At 41.6% G+C, this 22,918-nt stretch carries 17 protein-coding genes; 2 read left to right on the top strand and 15 right to left on the bottom strand.

Annotation, left to right across the window (positions count from 1 at the left end):
* Positions 1 to 6 precede the first annotated feature (6 nt).
* The 3 genes from GZ22_RS15320 to GZ22_RS15305 all read right to left on the bottom strand — a co-directional run bounded on the left by GZ22_RS15320 (position 7) and on the right by GZ22_RS15305 (position 4,308).
* Complete coding sequence (locus tag GZ22_RS15320; RefSeq protein WP_084160766.1) at positions 7 to 1,014, bottom strand: CobW family GTP-binding protein; 1,008 nt, start codon at positions 1,012 to 1,014, stop codon at positions 7 to 9.
* An 808-nt stretch (positions 1,015 to 1,822) separates the two neighbouring features.
* Positions 1,823 to 3,370, bottom strand: a complete 1,548-nt coding sequence (pruA, locus tag GZ22_RS15310) for an L-glutamate gamma-semialdehyde dehydrogenase (RefSeq protein ID WP_038564318.1) — start codon at positions 3,368 to 3,370, stop codon at positions 1,823 to 1,825.
* 20 nt (positions 3,371 to 3,390) lie between these two features.
* A complete protein-coding gene (locus tag GZ22_RS15305; RefSeq protein ID WP_038564315.1) occupies positions 3,391 to 4,308 on the bottom strand; it encodes a proline dehydrogenase family protein in 918 nt (305 codons plus the stop codon).
* A gap of 315 nt (positions 4,309 to 4,623) precedes the next feature.
* On the opposite strand from GZ22_RS15305, the gene GZ22_RS15300 reads away from it, so the two are divergent.
* Positions 4,624 to 5,589, top strand: coding sequence for an endo-1,4-beta-xylanase (locus GZ22_RS15300; protein ID WP_123921913.1), 966 nt, complete (start codon positions 4,624 to 4,626; stop codon positions 5,587 to 5,589).
* A gap of 18 nt (positions 5,590 to 5,607) precedes the next feature.
* Positions 5,608 to 7,866, top strand: coding sequence for a glycosyltransferase family 2 protein (locus GZ22_RS15295; protein WP_051748349.1), 2,259 nt, complete (start codon positions 5,608 to 5,610; stop codon positions 7,864 to 7,866).
* Positions 7,867 to 8,133: 267 nt separating this feature from the next.
* On the opposite strand, the gene GZ22_RS15290 is transcribed toward GZ22_RS15295, so the two are convergent.
* The 12 genes from GZ22_RS15290 to bglH form a co-directional block, all read right to left on the bottom strand.
* Positions 8,134 to 8,709, bottom strand: coding sequence for a hypothetical protein (locus GZ22_RS15290; RefSeq protein ID WP_038564313.1), 576 nt, complete (start codon positions 8,707 to 8,709; stop codon positions 8,134 to 8,136).
* A 1,045-nt stretch (positions 8,710 to 9,754) separates the two neighbouring features.
* A complete protein-coding gene (locus GZ22_RS15285) occupies positions 9,755 to 10,192 on the bottom strand; it encodes a YxiG family protein (RefSeq protein WP_038564310.1) in 438 nt (145 codons plus the stop codon).
* Positions 10,193 to 10,400: 208 nt separating this feature from the next.
* Positions 10,401 to 10,757 (bottom strand): DUF2750 domain-containing protein, encoded by a 357-nt coding sequence (locus tag GZ22_RS15280; protein WP_245609682.1) that lies wholly within the window; start codon positions 10,755 to 10,757, stop codon positions 10,401 to 10,403.
* Between the two features lie 170 nt (positions 10,758 to 10,927).
* Positions 10,928 to 11,827 (bottom strand): DUF4240 domain-containing protein, encoded by a 900-nt coding sequence (locus GZ22_RS15275; RefSeq protein ID WP_245609681.1) that lies wholly within the window; start codon positions 11,825 to 11,827, stop codon positions 10,928 to 10,930.
* Positions 11,828 to 11,840: 13 nt separating this feature from the next.
* Complete coding sequence (locus GZ22_RS15270) at positions 11,841 to 12,686, bottom strand: leucine-rich repeat domain-containing protein (protein ID WP_038564305.1); 846 nt, start codon at positions 12,684 to 12,686, stop codon at positions 11,841 to 11,843.
* Between the two features lie 281 nt (positions 12,687 to 12,967).
* A complete protein-coding gene (locus GZ22_RS15265; RefSeq protein ID WP_038564302.1) occupies positions 12,968 to 13,630 on the bottom strand; it encodes a hypothetical protein in 663 nt (220 codons plus the stop codon).
* 122 nt (positions 13,631 to 13,752) lie between these two features.
* Positions 13,753 to 15,870, bottom strand: a complete 2,118-nt coding sequence (locus GZ22_RS15260; protein ID WP_051748344.1) for an RNA degradosome polyphosphate kinase — start codon at positions 15,868 to 15,870, stop codon at positions 13,753 to 13,755.
* Between the two features lie 84 nt (positions 15,871 to 15,954).
* A complete protein-coding gene (gene ppx, locus GZ22_RS15255) occupies positions 15,955 to 17,502 on the bottom strand; it encodes an exopolyphosphatase (RefSeq protein WP_038564300.1) in 1,548 nt (515 codons plus the stop codon).
* Positions 17,503 to 17,610: 108 nt separating this feature from the next.
* Positions 17,611 to 18,306 (bottom strand): hypothetical protein, encoded by a 696-nt coding sequence (locus GZ22_RS15250; protein ID WP_038564297.1) that lies wholly within the window; start codon positions 18,304 to 18,306, stop codon positions 17,611 to 17,613.
* Complete coding sequence (gene gloA2, locus GZ22_RS15245; RefSeq protein WP_245609680.1) at positions 18,303 to 18,701, bottom strand: SMU1112c/YaeR family gloxylase I-like metalloprotein; 399 nt, start codon at positions 18,699 to 18,701, stop codon at positions 18,303 to 18,305. The genes GZ22_RS15250 and gloA2 overlap by 4 nt, the downstream gene beginning before the upstream one ends.
* A gap of 90 nt (positions 18,702 to 18,791) precedes the next feature.
* Complete coding sequence (locus GZ22_RS15240; RefSeq protein ID WP_038564294.1) at positions 18,792 to 21,329, bottom strand: winged helix-turn-helix domain-containing protein; 2,538 nt, start codon at positions 21,327 to 21,329, stop codon at positions 18,792 to 18,794.
* 173 nt (positions 21,330 to 21,502) lie between these two features.
* Positions 21,503 to 22,915, bottom strand: coding sequence for an aryl-phospho-beta-d-glucosidase (bglH, locus tag GZ22_RS15235; RefSeq protein WP_038564292.1), 1,413 nt, complete (start codon positions 22,913 to 22,915; stop codon positions 21,503 to 21,505).
* Positions 22,916 to 22,918: the final 3 nt, after the last annotated feature.

The following is a 22,918-nucleotide window of genomic DNA, read 5'->3' as shown; positions in this document are numbered from 1 at the left end:
TTAGCTTTACGCGCCCTTTGTAAGAAAATCGTCAGTATCACCAAGACAATAAGCAAAACCTATCCGCAGTTCTTCTTCATCCAGCTCTCTTCCTATAAAAACAAGTTCATTCTGCTTGTCTTCTCCTTGCTTCCACTCTCTATCAGCAGTACTTGCAAACAACATATGAACGCCTTGGAACAGCACTCGCTTGCTCATCCCTTTCACATGGAGAATTCCTTTATAGCGGAATAAGCTCTCTCCTTTTACTTGAACCAAATAAGAGAACCACATATCTAAGCGCTTCGAGTCGATTTGCCGCTTATCCTTCAGCACAATTGCTTGAATGTCATCATGATGATGGTGATGATGATCCAGCATATCAGGACGAACACTTAATTTTTGATCCAGCGAAAAACTGAATACATCAAGCAGTTTAAATAATGGAACTTGACTGTTTTGAGTGAAGAAAAGTTCCGCTTCTGGATTCATGCCCTGTATGCGTGTAGATAACAGGTTCAGCTCTTCTTCTGATACAAGATCCTGTTTATTTATGATAATTTTATCTGCAAAAGCAATTTGCTCCCTAGCTACTGCATGAGCATCCAATTGTCTGTTGGTATGTAAAGCGTCCACGACTGTACACACACTATCCAGTTCAAACCAATACCGCATAACATCGTCCATTAGGAAAGTCTGAATAACAGGCGCGGGATTTGCCAAACCAGTCGTCTCAATGATCACACGCTGAAGTTCGGTTCCCTCTTTATGCGCACGAACGAGCATGTCTTTGAGTATTCTAATCAAATCACCGCGTACATTGCAGCAAATACAGCCATTATTTATTTCAACTATCTCTTCCTTCGTCTCCTCGATAAACTTTCCATCGATCCCTGTTTCACCGAATTCATTGATGATAACGGCCGTATTACTGCTTCGTACATCACGAAGAATTCGGTTCAATAACGTCGTCTTTCCTGCTCCAAGAAATCCCGTCAAAATCGTGACAGGAATTTTGTTTGTTGTGTTAGACATGATACACCTCTCAAACCCAATTCGTAATTGTTACGATTTAAATCATACATGATGTTCAACAGCTTGTAAAGTCTGTATCCTAAAAATTGTTCGGGAGATAACTTTACAAAGTGTTTGTTAGATTGATGAAGAGTCTGTAAAATTGGTTTCAATATATCCTGCATCGGGTATAATCTGGTTGAAACACCTAAAAGGAGAGATGTAACATGTTTAACAAACTAGAAGAAACACCAAAAGTAATTCATTGCAAAGATGATGCTGAGTTCAGAGACTGGCTAACAAGATTGAGTGACCCAGAGAACGAAGAAGAGTTAGACGGCTAATCCCCCTCTCCTCTATCTTCCTTCTTTTTTATTTCTCCATATATAAAAAGCGTGCCTGTGAGGGCACGCTTTTCTTCGTTTTATGGACGAGTATCTTTTACTTAGTGGCGCTGTCCAGCTACAGAAACCAGAAACTAGAGGATAAGCGCTAAATCCCTGCGTAAGGAAAGTTCACCTTACTCCGGGCTTTTTCGCTTATCCTTACTTTTCTAAACGGTTTCTTCCGCTTTTCGGTTTTGTCTAGCTCCAAAGACCAGAAACTGCGGCTTAAGCGATGAATCCCTGCGTAAGGAAAATACGCCTTACTCCGGGCTCCCTCACTTATTCCTCCGTTTCTAAACGGTCTTTTACGCTTTTCGATGTTGTCTAGCTGCGAAAGCCAGGAACTACGCCGGAAGTGATAAATCCCTGCGTAAGGAAAAGTCACCTTACTCCGGGCTTTCTCTCTTCCTTCTCCGTTCCTAAACGGCTTTCTCCGCTTTTCTTTAATACATCTCACTAACAGTCTTCGCCAACATATGAAGCTGCAGATAATCCGGGCCTCCGGCTTTGGAGTCGGTCCCTGACATTTTGAAGCCGCCGAATGGGTGGTAACCTACGATAGCGCCAGTGCAGTTGCGGTTGAAGTACAGGTTGCCGACGTGGAATCGTTCTTTAGCGTATTCGATGTGGGCTCTGTTTTTCGTGATAACTGCTCCAGTTAGGCCGTACTCGGTGTTGTTGGCAACGTCGATTGCTTCCTCGAAGCTGGATACTTTAGAGAAGCCAAGTACTGGTCCGAAGATTTCTTCCTGCATAATGCGGGATGTCGGAGACAGTTCAGAGAAAATCGTCGGCTGGATGAAGAAGCCTTTACTGTCATCACTGGAACCGCCGCTTACGAGCTTACCTTCTGTTTTGCCGACTTCGATATATTCGGTAATCTTATCAAAAGAATCTTGATCAATAACTGGTCCCATATATACATCTGCACTTTCTGGTGCTGCAGTGATGCGGGATTCTGTGATTTCAATTACACGTTGAAGCACAGCGTCGTATACCTTCTCATGCACAACAGCACGCGAGCCAGCCGAGCATTTTTGTCCGGCAAAGCCGAATGCGGAAACTGCGATACTATCTGCTGCAAGTTCGATATCAGCATCTTCATCAACAACAATTGTATCCTTACCGCCCATTTCTGCAATGACGCGTTTAAGATGCTGCTGACCTGGCTGTACCTTGGCTGCTTTTTCGAAAATTCGTGTACCGACATCTCGGGAACCAGTGAACGTAATGATGCTTGTTTTCGGATGCTCCACAAGATAATCGCCTACTTCTGCACCGCTTCCTGGTACGAAGTTAATAACGCCTTTTGGAACACCAGCTTCCTCAAGCACTTCAACGAACTGAGCCGCGATGACAGGAGTTGCACTTGCCGGTTTAAGAACAACCGTGTTACCTGTCACTAATGGTGCAACAGTCGTTCCAGCCATGATTGCAAACAAGAAGTTCCATGGTGAAATAACAACCGTTACGCCCGTTGCTGTGTAAATGTAGCGGTTCGCTTCACCTTCACGTGACATGACCGCTTTACCAGGAGCAAGCTCTATCATCTGACGTGCATAATATTCCATGAAATCAATTGCTTCTGCTGTATCCGCATCCGCTTCTTTCCATGGCTTGCCTGCTTCCTTAACAAGAAGCGCTGAGAAATAATGCTTTTTGCGACGAACTATCGCTGCTGCACGCATCAAAATATGAGCGCGTTCCTCAGGCTTCGTATAGCGCCATGTTTCAAAAGCTGTTGCTGCTGCTTCAATGGCACGTTCAGCATGCTCCTGAGAAGCTTTAGAAACCTTGCCAACTACTTCTTCTTTATTCGCTGGATTGATAGAGACGATTTTCTCATCAGTCGTCACTTTTTCACCGTCAATCACAAGCGGGTACGATTCTCCCATCACCTTCTGTACCTGCTCCAGCGCTTTATGGAAAGCCTGCTGCTCTTTTTCCTCTGTAAAATCGGTGAACGGTTCATGTTTATAAGGTGTCGTCATGATCAATCGCTCCTTTTCCTTTATTTTTGGGTCATGCCTTTAAATGCGAATGCTATATTCGCCGGTCGCTCTGCCAGCCTGCGCATGAAATAGCCATACCAATCATCACCATAAGGCAGGTAGATCCTAACCTTATAGCCTTGTTTGACCAGATCCTGCTGCAGCTGCTGCCGCATGCCGTACAGCATTTGAAACTCAAATTTGTCTTTCCCTATTCCTTTTTCCAAGGCATAATGTTTAGCAAAGGACACCATCCGATCATCATGTGTCGCAATCGCTGTATAGCTGCCGCTGTCCAGCTGCTTTGCAATCAGCTTGCGATAATTCACATCTACATCCCGTTTTTCCGGGAAAGCGACGGATTTCGGTTCTTTATATGCCCCTTTTACTAAGCGAATGAATGGCTGCATATGCTGCAGTCTGTCCAGATCATCACTGCTGCGGTAAAGATACGCCTGTATGACGGTACTAACATTCTGATACTCGGCTTTCAGCTCTTGGAACAAATCCAGTGTCTTTTGACAGCGTTCCGAATCTTCCATATCGATTGTCACCATCACACCCAGACGATCAGCAGCCGTCAGGATACGACGAAGATTCAAACGGACAAGTTCTTCACTGATATCAAGTCCCAATGACGTCAATTTCAAGGATACTTGTGCATCCAGATTCGAAGACTTAATCAACTCAAGAGCTGCAACTACTTCCCCAGCTCGTTCAACAGCTGTTTGAGGATCAGCAACGTATTCGCCAAGATGATCCACGGTCACACTCATCCCCGTTTGATTCAATTGCTGGATGAATGGAACTGCTTGATCGAAGGATACACCTCCGACGATTTTTCCTTTGACCATTTTAATGCCATATAAATTAGCCAGTTTGTTCAACGGTTGATTCTTTGATAAATACAAGAAAAAATTGCGAGATAAAGCTTCCAACTGTGACACCTCCCAATCCACTTGCACATGTGCTATACCTTTATTGTAGAAATCTATTGAAGGGCTTTCAATATGCAGAAAAGACAAACAATTTTCGAGTTTTTGTGTAAAATACACAAAAATAGTCATGTGAGGAAAGTTACATTTTAGGGTCGGCTGGTTTACAATAGGGTACTTTTGGAAAAAGGTACATAATTGCCGATCCCATCCGATAATTACTATATAAATACTGGAGGCCTTCTTGTGAAAAAGCGTAAATGGATTTGGATCGGAGGAGCAATCCTCATTCTGGGAATTAGCATAGGAGGATATCTAATGGAAAAACAGACGCTGCGCAAACTTGCCGAAAACGATGATTTGCTAATTGGATCCTCGATTCGCTATGATGCGCTGCTGGAGGATGATACATATCAAAGACTCGCCACCACAGAATTCTCCAGCTGGACGATCGAGAACGAAATGAAAATGGATGCGATGCAGCCAGAGCAAGGATCCTTCAATTTTGTAAAAGTCGATGAGATGGTGCAAATGGCAAAAGAGCATGACATCAAACTACGAGGGCATGTACTCGTTTGGGGAGAGGCGTTGCCAGCATGGGTATCCCAACAAATCGTGGATCGTGATTCAGCAGAACAAGTGCTCAAAACTCATATCCAGGAGATTGTCACCCATTATCAGGGCAGCATCGACACATTTGATGTCGTGAACGAAGCGTGGAATGATGATGGCACCTTACGGGATACGATTTGGCTCCGCACGATCGGACCAGACTATATCCCCCTCGCCTTCCAGTGGGCTCATGAAGCCAATCCAGATGCTAAGCTTTATTACAATGACTTTGGTAATGAAATGTCTAATACCAAATCAGAAGCGATGCTGGAAGCACTCAGCAATTGGAAGGAAGATGGCATTCCAATTGACGGTATTGGCATGCAAACACATGTAGATGCTGCTGATCCTCGCTTTTCAAAGGATAGCATCCAGGAATGGTTCACCCGTGTAGAAGATGCAGGCTTTGATATTGCTGTTACAGAAATGGACGTGAAGCTGCAGAATCTTAACAATGGGGATGCAAAAAACGTCCAAGCTGACCGATACGGAGACGTAATGGAAGTTTGTTTGGATACACCAGCCTGCGGACAGTTCACTGTTTGGGGCATATCCGATAATCATAGCTGGGTTACCGAGCAGGAATCAGCTAATGGCAAACCGCTGCTTTTTGATGAAAACGGGCAGCCGAAGAAGGCCTATAACACACTGAAACGAAAACTATTATTCTAAGCAAGGAAGTGATACATCGTGCAAACTTCAGAAATCATTTGGCTAGTCGCTTCCACAGCCGTTCTGCTCGTTCTTTATGGTTTAGCTCGGAAACATTTAGCTGCTAAATATTTGCTGCTGGCCGCCTTTTTGGGCATCAACCTCGTTTATTTGATTTGGCGGACTGCATTCACATTGCCAACAGTAGGGATACTCAGTCTAATACTCGGTATTCTGCTGCTTGTTACCGAATGGGCAGGTTATTTACAATCCATTGTCTTTACTATTCTTTCCTGGAAACCGTTCCAACGGAAAACAATTCCGCTTTCGGAATTCCAAGAGCTGCCGACTGTGGATGTGTATATTGCCACCTATAATGAACCTGCTGATCTTTTAAAACGGACAATCGCTGCGAGTCAGATGATGACTTATCCAAAAGACAAGCTCAAAATTTATGTCTGTGATGACGGCAGACGAGCAGACATCAGGAAGATGACTGAATCTATGGGCGCGTATTATCTTGATCGTCCTGACAACAAACACCAAAAAGCTGGAAACCTGAACCACGCCATGACAAAAACAGACGGCGAAATCATCGTTACGATGGATGCAGACATGGTGCCGCGCGCTAATTTCCTTGAGCGCACGCTGGGCTACTTTACCGACGAAAAAGTATCATTCATTCAAGCACCTCAAGTGTTTTACAATGCAGATGCATTTCAGTACAATCTTTTCTTCGAAGATAATATTACGAATGAACAAGACTTCTTCATGCGCCGTTTAGAAGAAGGTAAGGATCGCTTCAATGCGACAATGTATGTCGGAAGTAATGCCTTGTTCCGCCGCAGTGCATTAGAAGAAATCGGCGGATTCGCAACAGGCGTCATTACCGAAGACATGGCAACAGGTATGCTTCTTCAAACAAATGGCCAAAAAACCGTTTTCGTTAATGAAACATTAGCTGTTGGATTGTCCCCTGAGACATATGCCGATCTGCTGAAGCAGCGCGACCGCTGGTGTCGAGGAAATATCCAGGTCATCCGAAAATGGAATCCGCTCACAATCAAAGGTCTTAGCTTCATGCAGCGTTTGTTGTATATGGACGGCATTCATTACTGGTTCTTTGGGATTTATAAGATGGTGTATTTGCTGGCTCCATTGTTGTTCCTGCTATTCTCCATCTATAGTCTGCAGACTGACTTCACAACGCTAGTGATGTTCTGGCTGCCAGCGTTCCTATCATCACAGCTCGCGTTTCGCCGGATGGCAGATAACAAACGTACGACGATTTGGAGTCATATTTATGAAGTGGCACTTGCCCCTTACATGGCTGTATCAGTACTTACGGAACTTTTCTTCCGGAGATCGATTAAATTCAACGTTACTCGTAAAGGAATATTAAATAATCGCCGTCATTTCCTATGGCGGACAAGCACACCATATGTGATTCTACTCGCGATGAGCATTATCAGCATGATCATGATAGCTATTGATCTGTTTACACCAATTCAGATTTACAATAGTGTCGATATGCTTTATATCAATATTTTCTGGGTGCTGTACAATGCAGTTGCACTCGTCATGGCTTTGATTATCTCGGTGGAGCGACCGCGCTTCCGAGAAGCGGAGCGCTTTGACGTGACGCTGGAAGCAGAACTGCAAGACAGTATGAACGAAAGGAAACACCCGATACGAATTATCGATTTGAGCGAATATGGCGCCCGTTTGGAACTACTTGATACGAAAGCTGCTCACCTGCTGTCAGCAGGAAACGCACTGACACTATCGTCAGGTCCGCTCCAAGGCTTGAAGCTCCACAAACATTGGGTGTCCCAGCAAGGAAAGAGCTACTATGCCGGTGTATCTTTTGAGGATGTCACACAAGAACAGTATCGTGCCCTTGTTAAAATCCTGTTCGTTGATGCACCAGACATTTATTCCAGCCGGGAATATGTAAATTCAACCTTATTGAATGCAACATCCCGCTTCTTCCGTCAAACAAAAGCCGAACCGAAACAATCTGAGCGACAAAGCATCAGGGAAACTATCTCGGTACCAGGCGTCCTTTATTTTGCGGATAAAGGTAAAGTAGAAACGACTCTAGTCGATTACAGTCTGAGCGGCTGCCAAGTCGAATTGAGAAAACCAATTAAACCAGGTCAAGTACTGCGTCTGCACACTGATCACAACAGCTTTCGCGAAAGTGATGTCCGCGTCCAATGGGTGCAAAAACGTGGACGCAAATACTTGGCAGGTTTGAGATTCCTGACGGAGACGGCTGATTCGGATACTGCATGATATTTATAAAGATGGTTTTACTAGAGTAAGATAAATGGATTAAAATAACCCTTCCATAAAGGAAGGGTTATTTACATTATTTAATTATATGGTTGGTTTAGCAGGCTTTAAGGTAGAAATCCTTCATCTCATATTGCTCTTGTCGATAACTTCTTACGTAATCACATTTACAAGAATCAGTATATTCAATTTAGTAAGAATGCATCTAAAGTTTTGTATCAACATTAACTTAAATATGAAAAAGAGGAATACCGTTAGCACACTATACTATCTGAAACTAAAAGATATATTGTTCAATAGTTCTTTATCTACAATTCCCTGGAACACAGATAGATCGGATTTCTGATAGAAATTCTCCCTACTCAATAAATATTCATTCTCTCCTATAACACCAGTAACTATTAAGTTCAAATCCCTATCCCCATACATCAACCAATTATGTGATTCTGATGTCCAAATTAACTTATATGAGTTGTACATTATAGCGTCCGCAGGACTATCTAATGGATCACGAGTGATAATATCAAAATACTCATCTTCACTTACTCTTAATGGTATATTAGCCCAGTTGTAATGATTGAAATGAGCATAAAAATAATCTTCAGGGTGTGGGTCTATTATAGCTGTTAGAACATGAGTGTCTCCGTAATGTTTTGCTAGATTTCGAAGAACACTCCAAAATGAAGAACTTCCCCACATGTTAAATTCCGAAAAAAAGAAATTATCATACTGGTTTGGATACATGTTTTCTGGTAATTGTTTTTTTAGATCTATTAGATTACTAAGTTTTCTTTTTTCCTCGTAAAAATCTTCAGGCTGTTTTAAGTAATATGTCGAATTCATTATATACTCCCTATCTGTTCAAATATATTGTTGAATTGATCTTTTACTTCCTTTTGCATGAAAGTCAGAATTCGAATCTTGTCATCCCACGAGATTGGGAAACCACTCTCATTTCGGATACTGTGTGAAGATATATATTTCACAACTACAATTACAGATTAAAATAACCCTCCCAATTAAGGAAGGGGTTATATTGTTTAATTATAAGTTGACTTAACGGGCTTTAAGGTAGAAATCCTTCATCTCATGTTGCTCTTGTCGATAACTTCTTACGTAACCACACTTACAAGAATCAGTAATTGTGTCGATCTTATGCCGCCCTCGCATTTTGCATACGAGTTTATGGAAAAACTTGATACTTACACCCGCTTTCTAGTATATGGTAATATTATACGCTTTTTGTCCTGCTTTTCAAGCAAAATACCCCAACTTTAGTAATGCATTCTTTTGAAAGCCCTTTATTAAAGTGAATCAGCTCTATATTAAGTGTCTTGCCGACTATAAAATATATTCGAAAATAACATAACTTTTATGTATCAATTTCAATAAAATATTCCTTATTCAACGCTTACATTTAGTTATAACGTCATGTTTTCCCGTTTACCAAGACATTTACCTTAAAGAAAAAAAGCAAAAGGATATAATTATCCTTCTGCTTCGCTTATCATCCCTTAATATATGCATACAGCTCCTGCGTTTCCGTCTCTGCTCTAAACGCACATGGTATATATAACTTTGAATTCATACTAAGCTTCCTATCTGTGCATAAGTATTTCTATATCAATTGTATTACTTTGCATAAATGTCTGGCCTAATGCAGATTCATTTTCGTAAATGTCACCGTTCATCTTCCGTATCCACAATAGTAGGTTTAATTTCTTTCATGTAGGGTCGGATAGACTAAGTAACTCATATACTTTCCCTCATCACCCATGTTCACTACTCTGACAGCCCCGTACATTCCGTTTGGAAGTACGAAACAATATAAATCACCAATCTGTACCTTTTTTTCATAAGAAACTCCTCTTTAGTCAAGTAGATTTTACTACTGCTTTCCTTTTTGTAAATCTAGATAAGGTATTATATACTGCTCTTCATTAATTTCCAATAAATGTGATTCAAGTAATATCAATGTATTATGTATTTCTAAAAAAAAGTTTGCATTCGATCCATAGTCATCGAATAAACCATTAGATGAATATAAGCTCTGACCTACACCTTCTTTAATATATCCGATGGAAGACAATTCCCAGAATCTAACATCAGATACTAGGTCAAAATCTAATCTACTTTCTCCTGGACCATTGTTAATATATAAAGAGGATATATTTTTAAAAATTATGCTAAAAACTTGTTCTACATTATCCTCGAATACTTTCACAACTAGTTTTAAAGACTTTTGGAGGAAATCATAGTCAAAAACTACAATTTCTCCTCCACCATCTAAATAGTTAAGTATAATAGAGAGCTTTTTTAGATTCATAACTATAGTCCTTTCTATTTTCGAATCAATACTGATCCAGGCTAATGACTAACGACAAACGTACTCACGTGTCTTAATCAGATATTTCATTCAGAATTATAGATAAAATCATAAGACATTCTTCAGACAAAGAATGGATTTATAAGAAGTTAAAAAAGCAGCAGTGATATAACTGCTGCTTTTCATGTTTTAGAGAACGAGCATTCCACTATAATTTTAATTCAAAGTCAGCCTTAACTTTTAATGGCTCTAATTCTAGACCAATTAATTGTACGTTCCAATTAAGACCTACCATGAGTCCATCTTCATTCATTCCTGTTAACCATTGGTCTATAAACTCTGTCAAAGGGATTTCTTGGGGTGTATAATTACTCCATTCCTCTATAGCACACTGATTGGCATATGCTCTATCAGACCAAAAGAGCATAACATCCGTATCTAAGAAATCGTTAGAAGGGCAAACACACCATCCGTCTTTATTAACTAAACCCCAGACTTCATTTGTTTGAATAGTCCTAGATAGAAATTGCTGGTATCTTCTTTGTGAATCTATCTCTAAGTTCATTTGTATTTCTCCTCGTATCTGTAATATTAAATTTGAACTATACTATTATTACGCCATATTGATACTCAGCATATCGATAAAAGAATGATGCTTATTTTCTGCATCACACTCTCAGTTTTAGAAAGAAATCGATTATCCTCAGTTTTTAAATCATTATTCCAACCTTTAAATCAGGCCCATCCTTTATCATTTGAATATGTTTCGTAATCGTATTCTGATACATAATCGAATGACAGATCCGCTTTTTGTTCATAGGCCTCCTCCGCTATGCTAAGCAGAGCTTCGAACTCTTTATCTTTTGGCATTTCTAAAGGGTTTTGCAGAACCCTTTGGAAAACATTCTTTCCTTTTGCTACAACGTAGCATCTGGCATATAAGAATAGATCCTCTGAAAAAAAGTCATTATCTGTCTTGTAGCTATGTTCACCAATCTGTTCTGCGTGTTGCTTCGTGTCTAATTGGTACAACAAATATGCCAGTGTTTCTTCAAAGACTTTAATTTTTCCCTTGGATTTTTTAGCCAAGTGATCCACTAAACTATCAGCAATATCCCATTCATCGCCCTGTTTCCAGTCCATTTTACTTATCATAGACCAGAAAAATTCTTCATCTCTACTAACATATTCTCTTTCACTTGGAAGATTTTCGTTTACTCCTGCATTCACCTTAGTCTCTTCTTGTTCAATGTCAATATTATTATTTCTTACCCAATCCCAGTATATAGGTGTTGCACAACCTACATCAAAATTGCCACCATAACTCGAACTTTCGAGTTTCATTTCATCTTCATTTAAGGGAATATTTCCTACATACTCAACTGATTTAGAAGGTTCCTTATCCAACCAGTCTAATGCAGGTTGCTTACCATAAATTGCACTGTTCTCTGTAAATATCTCTAGTAGTTCGGTATCTTCAATAGTAGGTTTGTTTTCTTTCATGTAGGTAGTTGTATAGACTAAGTAACTCATATACTTCCCCTCATTAACCATATTCACTACTCTGACCGCCCCGTACATTCCGTTTGGAAGTGTGGAAGAATATACATCACCAAGCTGCACCTTTTTTTTCATAAGAAACTCCTCTTTAAATTTGATTATTTTCTAGAGATCCGCCTTTATGCTTTATAACACGCCGACTAAAATCATCATTACTATGGGTGTAATGCCTTCGATTTAAGAATTGTACATATCTTATGTTTTCACAAGGATATAAATCACCATCTAACACAATTGTATCGAGAAATGTAAAGTGTCGTAGATGCTTTAAATTCCTAACAAATTTAACATCTCTTATTTCACCTAAATGTGTTAAATTCAAATTCTCCAGTTTTCCTAGCTCCGCTATCTTTTCTAAATCATGTATTTTTTTACATGATTCAATATCCAACTTGACTAAGTTTGCATTTTTCTTACTTAGTCCTAAAGTTTCTAATTTCCGAAGACCATATAACTCTAATTCTTGCAAATTGGTAAAATGTTCTATGCCTTCTAAGCTAATAAGCGTACCTTGTGTTAAATGCAATTTGACTAACGAAGTCAGCGAACTTAATTTATTTAGATCTTTCTCTTTATATTGTGTAAGATGCAAAATTTTGATACTAGTTGCTTGCTCCAGCCCTCTTATTCTTTTAGACCAATCTCCACGATATGATTCTAAGTTTAACCTTGATAAATCAAGGCCATCTTTTGGAATCTCAGGTGATATAGTTAATGATCTTAAATTAGGCATTTCATACAACACGTCGAGATTCACTACTTTCTCGGAGTAAATAAGAACATCCTCTACGAGTGGACACTTCCCCAAAAATGAAATATCTTCTGCCCCATAAAAGACTTCATTAATCGCAATATGCTTTATATGTTTCTCATTAATGTCTTTTATACATCTCTCAATATCGTTATATACTCTATATCTCTTATCGTCATCCACCTTAGTTCGCCGCCTTTTTTGCTCATTCTTCTTTATAGTTCTCTCGGATCCGGCTTCTCCAAATTTCATTATCATTTATGTAACGAACTTAATAATAGTTTGTGGAATAGATTTCGACAAGAGTTTATATTCGACAATAAGCGACTTGAAATATGTGAGTATAAATACCCTTCTTAATTAGCTCTTATTTAATATAAAATAACCAAGCTACCATTTGTTTAGCAGCTTGGTTATTTAGGTTAGAGTTTCTAGTATCTTATGCTTCTTTAATTAGTCTCTTATCATCCCTTAATATACGCATACAACTCCTGCGTCTCTGCTTCAGCACCAAACGCTCGCGTTGCACCCCAGATTTTATCCACTTCTGCTCCATTGATTTCTGCGTCCATGTCATGGAAAATCCGATGCACATAACGCAAGCTGTTCAAATCTGCGCTGTCTGTTGCAATTCGCATGAATGCTTCGGCGTTCCACATATCGTTCACAGCTTCTGATGGGGCGAAGCCTTCTGTTCGAAGCCTTTCGACATCCTTCTGCAGCTGCTGCCATTCATCTGATTGAGCCAGATATTCGATGTCAACATTATCGATGTGTCCCCAGCCGGTCAAATCATTCAAATAGGCATGCTGGTCACTAATTATCTGTTTCACTAGTTCTTCGTTCTGGTAAGCTATTTGTTCATCATAGACCTCATATGTGAACGTAGAAAGGAAATCCTTCGTATCGCCAGTTAGTTCTTCCAGCTGAGACGCTCCTTCTCCTTTTTCTACCGGTTTCAGTTCTTTCTCTTCCGGCATTTCAGCAGGCGTTTGTTCTTGCTGTGGTGCCTCATTCTCTTTCCCGCTGGCGGTATCATTTTCTTCCTGTGATAGGAAGAAGTAGATTCCAGTACCAACTATCGCAAGTACACAAATACATAATAAAGTTATGAAAAATGCCTTCACTGCCTTCCACTCCTCTGCTAGAATGAATTCCCAGTTTAAGATTGCTAGAATCCATTATAGCAATAATTCCCAGCAGTTTCTGTCGAAAGGCAAAAAAAATAGGACGCTAATGCATCCTATTCTTATTCCTCGTCATCCATTACTTGATAAGCTTCATTAAATAGAATGAGCTGACTATCCACCAATTCTTCTTTATCGCCACGCGTCACATAATGATAAACGCCGTTTTCATCCTGTTCTCTTGCTTTGCTGTTATCTCGCAGCATGACATCGAGTATTCCGCGGATCCGTCGCTTGATAGGTCCGTCGAAAATCGGGAAAAGTATTTCAACCCGCTTCTCCATATTCCTTGTCATCATATCAGCCGAGGAAAGCTGTATCTTTTCCTCTCCATTATGATGGAAATAATAGATTCGCGTATGCTCCAAATATCTGCCGACAATACTACGTACACGTATATTCTCGCTAACACCCTTAATCCCAGGACGCAGACAGCAGATACCTCGGATGATTAAATCTGTTTGAACCCCAGCAATAGAGGCTTCATATAGTTTCTGAATAATAGGCTTATCAGTAATTGAGTTCATTTTCATAATGATTCGCCCATTACCATGACGCTTATGTAAGCGAATCTCTTCATCTATCATGGAGATGATATCAGAACGGATATCAAACGGAGCTACCGACAAATGATGAAAAGTCGGCTTCTCTGTATAGCCGCTTAGATAATTAAAGAAGTTAGTCGCATCAATCCCGAACTTCCGCTTGGAGGTGAACAGCCCCATATCCGTATACAGCTTGGCCGTCTGGTCATTATAGTTTCCTGTGCCAAGATGAACAAAGCGTTCGATTCGATTATGTCTTTTCCGCACGACAAGTGTTATCTTGCTATGCGTCTTCAGATGTGTCATACCATAGATAACGTGACAGCCGGACTTTTCCAGTTCCTTTGCCCACTGCACATTATTCTCCTCATCAAAGCGCGCTTTCAACTCGAACAGCACGGTAACCTGTTTCCCTTTTTCTGCTGCTCGCTTTAACGCATCAATAATAGGTGAATCACCACTCACACGGTAAAGCGTTTGCTTAATCGCCAGCACATCGGGATCATCTGCTGCTTTTGAAACGAAATCAACAATAGGCTCGAATGATTCATACGGATGGTGCAGGAAGATATCTCGATCATTGATGGCATTGAATAAATCTTCATCTGTCCCGATTTCAGCAGGCGGCTGCGGGATGAGCGTTTCATAAATGAGATGCTCTCGTTTTGCTGCAACAAGCTTATAGAACTGCATCATTCTCGTCATATCGATCGGCCCATCGATTTCATAAACATCCTTCCGGTGAATATCCAATGTCTCCGTCAGGAAGGTGATCATTTTGTAGTCATATTCTTGTTTGGGAATTTCCAGCCGAATAGCTGCTCCCCATTTACGTTTCTTCAGTTCTTTCTCAATTTCCTTCAATAAATCACGTGCGCCTTCTTCATGGATGGTCATATCAGCATTGCGTGTTATCCGGAAGACAGTGACAGACTTAATCTGATAGCCGCGGAATAATTTATGAATATAATGACTGATAATGTCTTCCAGCAGAACGAAATGGAGTTCATCTTCCTTTGTGTCCTCTAGCTGGATAAAACGGTCAAGAACAGCCGGTACTTGCACGATTGCTGTCTTCTGCTGAGCATTTTCATCAAGCTCATGCTCGTCCAGCAAAGATACAGCCAGATTCAGACTCTTGTTCAAGAGCATTGGAAATGGACGATAAGCATCCACTGCCATCGGTGTAAGTACAGGGAATATCTCTTCTTCAAAATATGTTTCCAAACGAAGCAGCTGGGCACTCGACAGCTGCTCCATATTCAATAACTCTACTTTCTCTTCCTTCAACTCTGGTATGATGACATCCCGAAATAAACTGTTCTGCATCTCTACAAGACGATGCGCCTTTGCTCCAATTTTTTGGAGCTGCTGTTTGGGCGTCATACCGGCTTTGTTTTCTGGCCGGTTGAACCCGGCTTTCACCTGATCCTTCAAACCAGCCACACGCACCATGAAAAACTCATCCAGATTGGAACTGAAAATCGACAGGAACTTTAGCCTTTCCAACAAAGGGTTGCGCTCATCAAGCGCTTCCTCTAGCACTCGTTCATTAAAAGCAAGCCAGCTCAACTCTCGGTTATTATAATTTTTCGGGTTATTCAATTCGACCCGCAGCTGTTCCTCAGTTCTCAATTTCCATGCACCACTTTTCGACAGTATTCTTCACTTCTAGTATATCAGTCAGCAAAAAGAGAGATTATGAAGTTATTGTAAATTTTAACTTATATGGGAATGGGAATCTTCCCGGAAAACTAGCTCCACATTCCGACGCAGCTGTTTTTCCAGATGTTTTTTCTGCTTTTCCACTTGGTACCACTCTGCACGCCAGTCTTTGTTACATATTACAGTGAGCAGCAAGTCGTCTCCGTCCTCTCGCAACTCAATGTCAGCTACAATGTTCCGCTTTGTCGTATGCAAACTGTTTGCTAGTTTGATAATTGCTCCAAGCAACCGGTAATGCGCAAGCTCCTCTTCCTTGAACCAAGATTGGAACACTTCTGCGTTGCGATTATAAAATGATTTATTCTTAAAGGAAGCAAGTAGCGCTAGTATGATTCGATCTTTATGCAGCAATCCATCGATCGTCCGGTTCGCCAGCAGATAGAACGTATGCTGATTTCCAGATTCAGTATCGATATAAGCTCCAACATTATAAACATAAGCAGCATACTTCACGAGGAACGTATCATGGTCATTCAATTCCACTAGACCTTTTTTCTCCACTAGCTTCGCCAGCAGTACAGCTGTACTCTGGCGCTGCAATGCTTGCGTACGATCAATCTCAAAATCCTTTGCCAGCTCCTCGAAGCTGCGTTCCTGCACATCTGTGAATAATGTCATCTCATTACGGCGATGCAGCACTTCATACAACAATCCGTCCCGCAATCCTTTCCGGCTGAGGACAAAATCTGTTGTTCCTACAATATCAAGCAAACAGCGGAATACTTGAATCGCTGGCAGGATGATATCTGCTCTATCCTTTGAGAGACCATCCACCTTCTGCAGCTCTGAAAAACTGAGCGGAGCAAGCTCTGCTTCCATGTCTTCGATATCTTGCTTCTTCATTTTATATTGATGTAGTCCAGCTAATGGATAGCCAACTTTTTCTTGATGTATCTGGACAACATTCCGTGCACTGCCGCCAATAGCTATGATCGGCAGCTGTTTGTCCGGCAGCCAATCCAGTGTCTGCAGCTGCTCACATACAAACGTATGGATTTGCTCCAGTTCTTCCTCTGTCGGCTTTTCTTCTGCAACAAATTGCCGCTTCAGCGATAGCGCTCCAAATGGGAAACTGTGGTAGAATCGCAGCTTACGATTCTCGAAATACGTCACCTCGGTGCTGCCACCGCCGATATCAACAGTAATTCCATCCTGGAAAGGCGTGCTGTTCGACACAGCCAAATAGCCGAGATACGCTTCTTCATAGTCTGATAGAACCCTAATAGTAAAGTCAGTTTCTTTATCTACCAGCTCTAGTATTTCCTGCTGATTCTTCGCATGCCGAACAGTTGCCGTTGCTACACATGTCGTTGATTCCAGCTCATAAAAGCGCGTTACTTCCTGGAAACTGTGAAGCGTTTTAACCAATGTCTGAATCCCCTTTTCATCCAGAACACCATCTGTTGTTAAATAATTGCGCAATCGCGCGACAACCTTCACATTCTCTTTTTCTTTAATTCTGCCGCTCTTGTCACGTAAATATACGACAAGGCGCATCGTATTTGACCCTATATCAATAATGGCATAGTACTTTGTCTTCATAACAAATCCCCCCACGTCGAAAGCCTTTCTCTCAATATTACCCAAACTGAAGCTCTCGTAACATTGTCCCTAAAAGAAAAGCCGCACATTTTGTGCGACTGTCTTGTATTATCCTACTGCTTCGATTTCTTCCATTTCATCAGTATCTTCAGTAGGCGTTTCCGGTTCTGGTTCTTTCTCTGGCGTTGGCTCTACAACCTCTTCCGGCTCCTCTTTTACAGGAGGCTTCGGTTTTGTTGTCGGTTTCTCTGCTGATGGTTTATCCTCTTTAGATGGTACCGGCTTCGTATTTTTCGCAGGCTTATTATCCGACTCATTAGAAGAACCATTATTATTGGAAGAACTTCCTCCAGAAGTTCCTCCGCTGTAGCTGCCCGAACTGCTGCTTCCACTGAAACTAGATGAACTGCTGCCAGAAGAACTGCTTGCTGGTGCAGTGTAGCTTGAGCTAGGTGCTTGATAAACAGAATCAGAGCTAAAGCCGACCTCTGAGTCATCTTCTGTAACGACTGGTTCTTCCGTCGTCAGAACTTCTTCCTCGGTTTCAGTTTCCAATTCAACTGCTTCTTCTTCCTCCACTGTGATCATTTCCTTCTGGAGGGCGAACTCGCCGTCTATATGTTCGATTTTTACTTCTTTCGGCTCTTCTGTCAGTTTCGCTTTAGCAACATAAGACTGCTCTTTTTGCTCATTTGCCTTCAAGGAACTGCTTGTTACAGATTTGTTTTGTATATAGAAGAAAGCAGAGACTGCAATAGCAAGGAAAACGATGAAAGAACCAATTAGCACTGTCTCCTTCTTCACTTCTTGGCGGCCTCCTCTTCATACAGTTCAATTGGCAATCCGTCGGGATCCTGGAAGAAGGTGAATGCTTTCTCTGTGAAAGGATCAATCCGAACAGGTTCCGTCTTTACACCCATTTCTTGCAGTCGAGCTACTTCCTTTTCGACATTATCTACTGTAAAAGCAAGATGCCGCAGCCCAGCAGCTTCTGGATAGCTTGGTCGTGCCGGCGGATTTGGGAAGGAAAACAATTCAATAACATATGTATCTCCAAGAGCAAGATCTAGCTTATAAGAATCTCGTTCTTCCCGATATACTTCTCGTATTATTTGTAAGCCTAATATCTCTGTATAAAATCGCTTAGATTCTGTATAATCCGAGCAAATGATTGCTATATGATGCACAGCTTGCAGCACAGTGCTGCCTCCTTCCCGCATTTCCATTTCTTCCATTCTACTACAATTACTTCCACTATTCAGCACCATTCTGCAAAATCATTTGCTTCTTTACAATATGTCGGAAAAATCAAGACCAGCTGCTAATTCCTTCGCCTGCTTGCGGTTTTTCACACCAAGCTTTTCATAGATTCGGTGGAAATATACTTTTACCGTACCGAGCGATAAATCCAGATCTTCTGCTATCTCGTTATTCCGTTTGCCAAGCTGAAGATGATAGATAAGCTGCAGCTCGCGGGTTGTCAGCTTGTTCTGCAGTTTTTGCTCTGTTGTTCCTTCTGACCAGTACGCTAGAATCTGTTCGACGTACTTCTGATGCTTCTTCGGTACTTCTGATGTTTCTATCAATTCATTCAACATATCGCGTACTGTCTCACCGTTCTTCCAAAAGGTGCGCAAATATTTATGATCGGCGCTGAGACGCAGCGCATCTTTCATAGAAAGCAATGCTTGTTCACGATCAGTTTGATACAGAAGCACCGCTTGGATGACATATAATTCGATTTCAGCACTTATACGGTGTCCAAATTTCACGAGCGGCAGCAGCTTTTTAATATAATTCTGCGCCAATTCTACGTCACCCAGCGTTGCGTAAGACCACACTAGGGTTATGTATTCGAATAGACTTTTCTGCTGCATTGCTGGCTCTTGAAGGACGAATAGAGACAACCAATTTTTAATTCGCTTTGTATCTCCTTGATGTATCGCAATACGAGTTCTAGCTGCTTCTGCTTTTTTGAACCAATCTGCTGAAGTATTACTTCTTATCAGCATATCCTTCAGCGCATGAAGCGTGGCTTTGGCTGTTTGAGCATCGCCCTGCTGCTCCATTTCATGTCGCGCTTTCAGAATATATACCGGAACAAGCAGACCAGGCAGTCCAAACAAATCAGCAATAGTTAATGCTTGTTCTAGGTGTTTTTTCACTTTGCTGGCCATGCCCCATTCATATGCAAGCTCTGCCATCGTCAAGTGATAATAGCCACTGAACATAGATTCATTTGTAACGGTATGGGCCAGAGCATCGTATACGCGCTGAACCGCACGTAAATCCCCGCCTCCACCCATAGGAGAATGAAGAATAGTGGCATCATGACGATTATAGTCGACTGAATGGGAAAAGTATCTGCTGGAATTTTCATTGTATATCAATGCCTTGCTCGCATGATCGAGCGTACTCTTCGCATCATCCTCTAACAGAGAGATAAAACTTTTCAATGTATACAAATCAGCAAAATGCTTTTTTTCTTCTTCTTCAGAAAGCTGCAGTTCTCGGCGCAGCAGCTGTTCTTCCATCATATAGGCATGCCGCTGGGCAAGCTCTGGCTGAAAGCGCAGGCATTTAACCCATCCATAAATAATACCTAGCTCCAGCTGGTAAATAAACTTCCGCGGCAGTTTACCAATCCACTCCTGCAACTGGTCGACACGCCCTTCATGCAGAAGGCGAGGAGCCTCCCTAACTAGAAGCTGTTTCACTCTATCCAAGTCATTGGCCTTCCAAGCATATTGAATAGCCATGAGCAGCATCTGCTCGTTTTCGTACCAATTGCTAGCCCGAATATATAGAGTGTTAATATCTGTGGCCTGCATATCAAGCATTTCTTTCAAATAGGTACGGAAGTGCTTATTATAGGCAAACCAGCCAGGCTCTTCCTTATTTTCTATAAGCAATCCTTGCGTTCGTAGCCGCCGCATGATTACTCGGCCACGTCTTGTACCTACGATATAGTCGCATAAGCGAACGTGCATCGTATTCAAAATAGAAGTGCAGAGCAGATAGTTCTTCTCATTGTCAGGAAGACCTTGGACAATCTCCTGAATTAGTTGTCTTGCAACTACTACATTGGAAAACTGAAGTTCAGAATAGTCCTCCCGGAACTGCTCATACATGTGGATAAGCTGAAGACCGGCTGCCCAACCTTGCGTTTGCTGCACAATATTTTGTACATCAGCCTCTGTCGGCTCTTTATGTAAATGTTTTAGGATATAAGATTCAATCTCTTCCTCTGTGAAGATAAGATCCCGCTTTGTGATCTGCAATACTTGACGCTGCCGGATCAGCCGTTTCGTAGAAAGACCTGGAAATACCTGACCTGAAACAATGATGTGGAAAGTGTCTGGCATCTCTTCTAATAGTGATGACAATTCATGCAGTTCATTCGAATTGGTCATCAAATGAAAATCATCGATGATCAGTACACCTGTCACAGAATACTCACGCAAATAAGCACACCATGTCGCAATAAAATGTGTTGGCGAATAGGAAGCCGACTGGATAATATCCAATAGATTTTTCCGTTCCTGCTCGGGCAGACCGGGCATATGTAAAATTGCCTTCTTCCAAAAAGCGACACGCTGGATGTCTTCTTCCTCAAGGCTTATCCAGCCTACGTCCAACTCAGTCTGTGCTGCCCATTCCTGGAGCATTGTTGTCTTGCCATAGCCAGAGGGAGCCGTCAAAGTCGTCAGCTTGCACGTTTCGATCTTTGTCCAGACACTGTCCGGTTTGATCCGTTCTATTTTCATTTGACCGAACTTCAAAGTAGACTCAGCCATTTCGTTCCGACTAGCTTCGTGTTCCCGCATCGCAATCAACCTTTTTCATCTTAGTTGCTTTTAGTATAGCAAAATTTGTAGAATTTTGGTGGTACAATCTAGCACTATTGTATCTATAATGACAAATCATAGTAGTTCAATGGATACGCACCCACAATATACCAAAAAAGCACCTGCTGCTGAGCAGCAAGGTGCCTTTCAAATCAAAGTTCCTGTCCGTTTGTCTCAATTACACGCTGATACCAAGCAAAACTCTTCTTCTTCGTTCTTTCCAATGTGCCATTGCCTTCGTTATCGCGATCTACATACACAAAGCCATAACGCTTCTTCAATTCGGCTGTAGAGGCGCTGACTAGATCAATCGGTCCCCAAGTCGTATACCCGATAAGATCAACACCGTCAGCTACAGCTTCCCTCATTTGTTCGATATGAGCACGCAGATAATCGATGCGGTAATCATCCTGAATACTGCCGTCTTCTTCGACTTTATCTACAGCACCCAAACCATTTTCAACAATGAATAATGGTTTCTGGTAGCGATCAGAAAGAATGTTCAATGTTGTGCGCAATCCCTTCGGATCTATCTGCCAGCCCCATTCAGAGGATTTCAAGTAAGGGTTCTTCACGCCAGTCATAAGGTTCGCCGCTGTTGCTTCTTTCAGCTTCTCTTCATCTGTTGTAGCGATGAAGCTCATGTAATAACTGAAGCCGATATAGTCGACAGTGTGCTCGCGCATAACTTTCTCATCATCTGCAGTAACCTTGAACTCGATATCGTTTTCCACGAAGTAACGCTTCATATAATTCGGATAGTATCCGCGTACTTGCACATCGGAGAATTGCAATGTTTTACGTTCCTGCTCCAAAGCTGCGAAGACGTCATCCGGATTTGGAGTGAGCGGGTATGTTGTCATAGCAGCAATCATACAACCGATTTGCGCTTCCGGGTTGATTTCATGGGATGCTTTTACTGCCAATGCACTAGCCACGAATTGGTGATGCGCAGCTTGATACATGATGTTCAGCTTGTTCTCGCCTTCTTCGAACACTAGTCCGCCACCTGTGAATGGTGCATGCAACACAACATTGATTTCATTGAACGTCATCCAGTATTTCACTTTGCCGTTATAGCGCTCTAGTACTGTTCTTGCAAACTTCTCGTAGAAGCCAATCACTTCACGACTACGCCAGCCACCGTATTTTTTCACTAAATTCAAAGGCATTTCATAGTGAGAAATAGTAACAACAGGCTCCATGCCTTGTTTCCGCATTTCATCGAACAAATCGTCATAGAATTTCAATCCTGCTTCATTTGGCTCTGCATCATCACCATTCGGGAAAATGCGCGTCCATGCGATGCTTGTACGGAAGCATTTAAAACCAAGCTCACCGAACAATGCCAAATCTTCTTTGTAACGATGGTAAAAGTCGATACCGTCATGATACAGATTCAGTTTAGCTGGATCCTCAGATGTTGGATACATGATACCGTCAGGCGACACATCTGCCGTCGACAAGCCTTTGCCGTCTTCTTGATATGCACCTTCGAGCTGGTTAGCTGCAACAGCGCCCCCCCATAGGAAACCTTGTGGAAATTCTTTTTTCACTTCTGCCATGAT

This window comes from Terribacillus saccharophilus (assembly GCF_000725365.1).
Taxonomy (GTDB): Bacteria; Bacillota; Bacilli; order Bacillales; family Amphibacillaceae; genus Terribacillus; species Terribacillus saccharophilus.
Note: the sequence above shows the minus strand (reverse complement) of the source record. Positions and strands in the feature narration are given on the sequence as shown.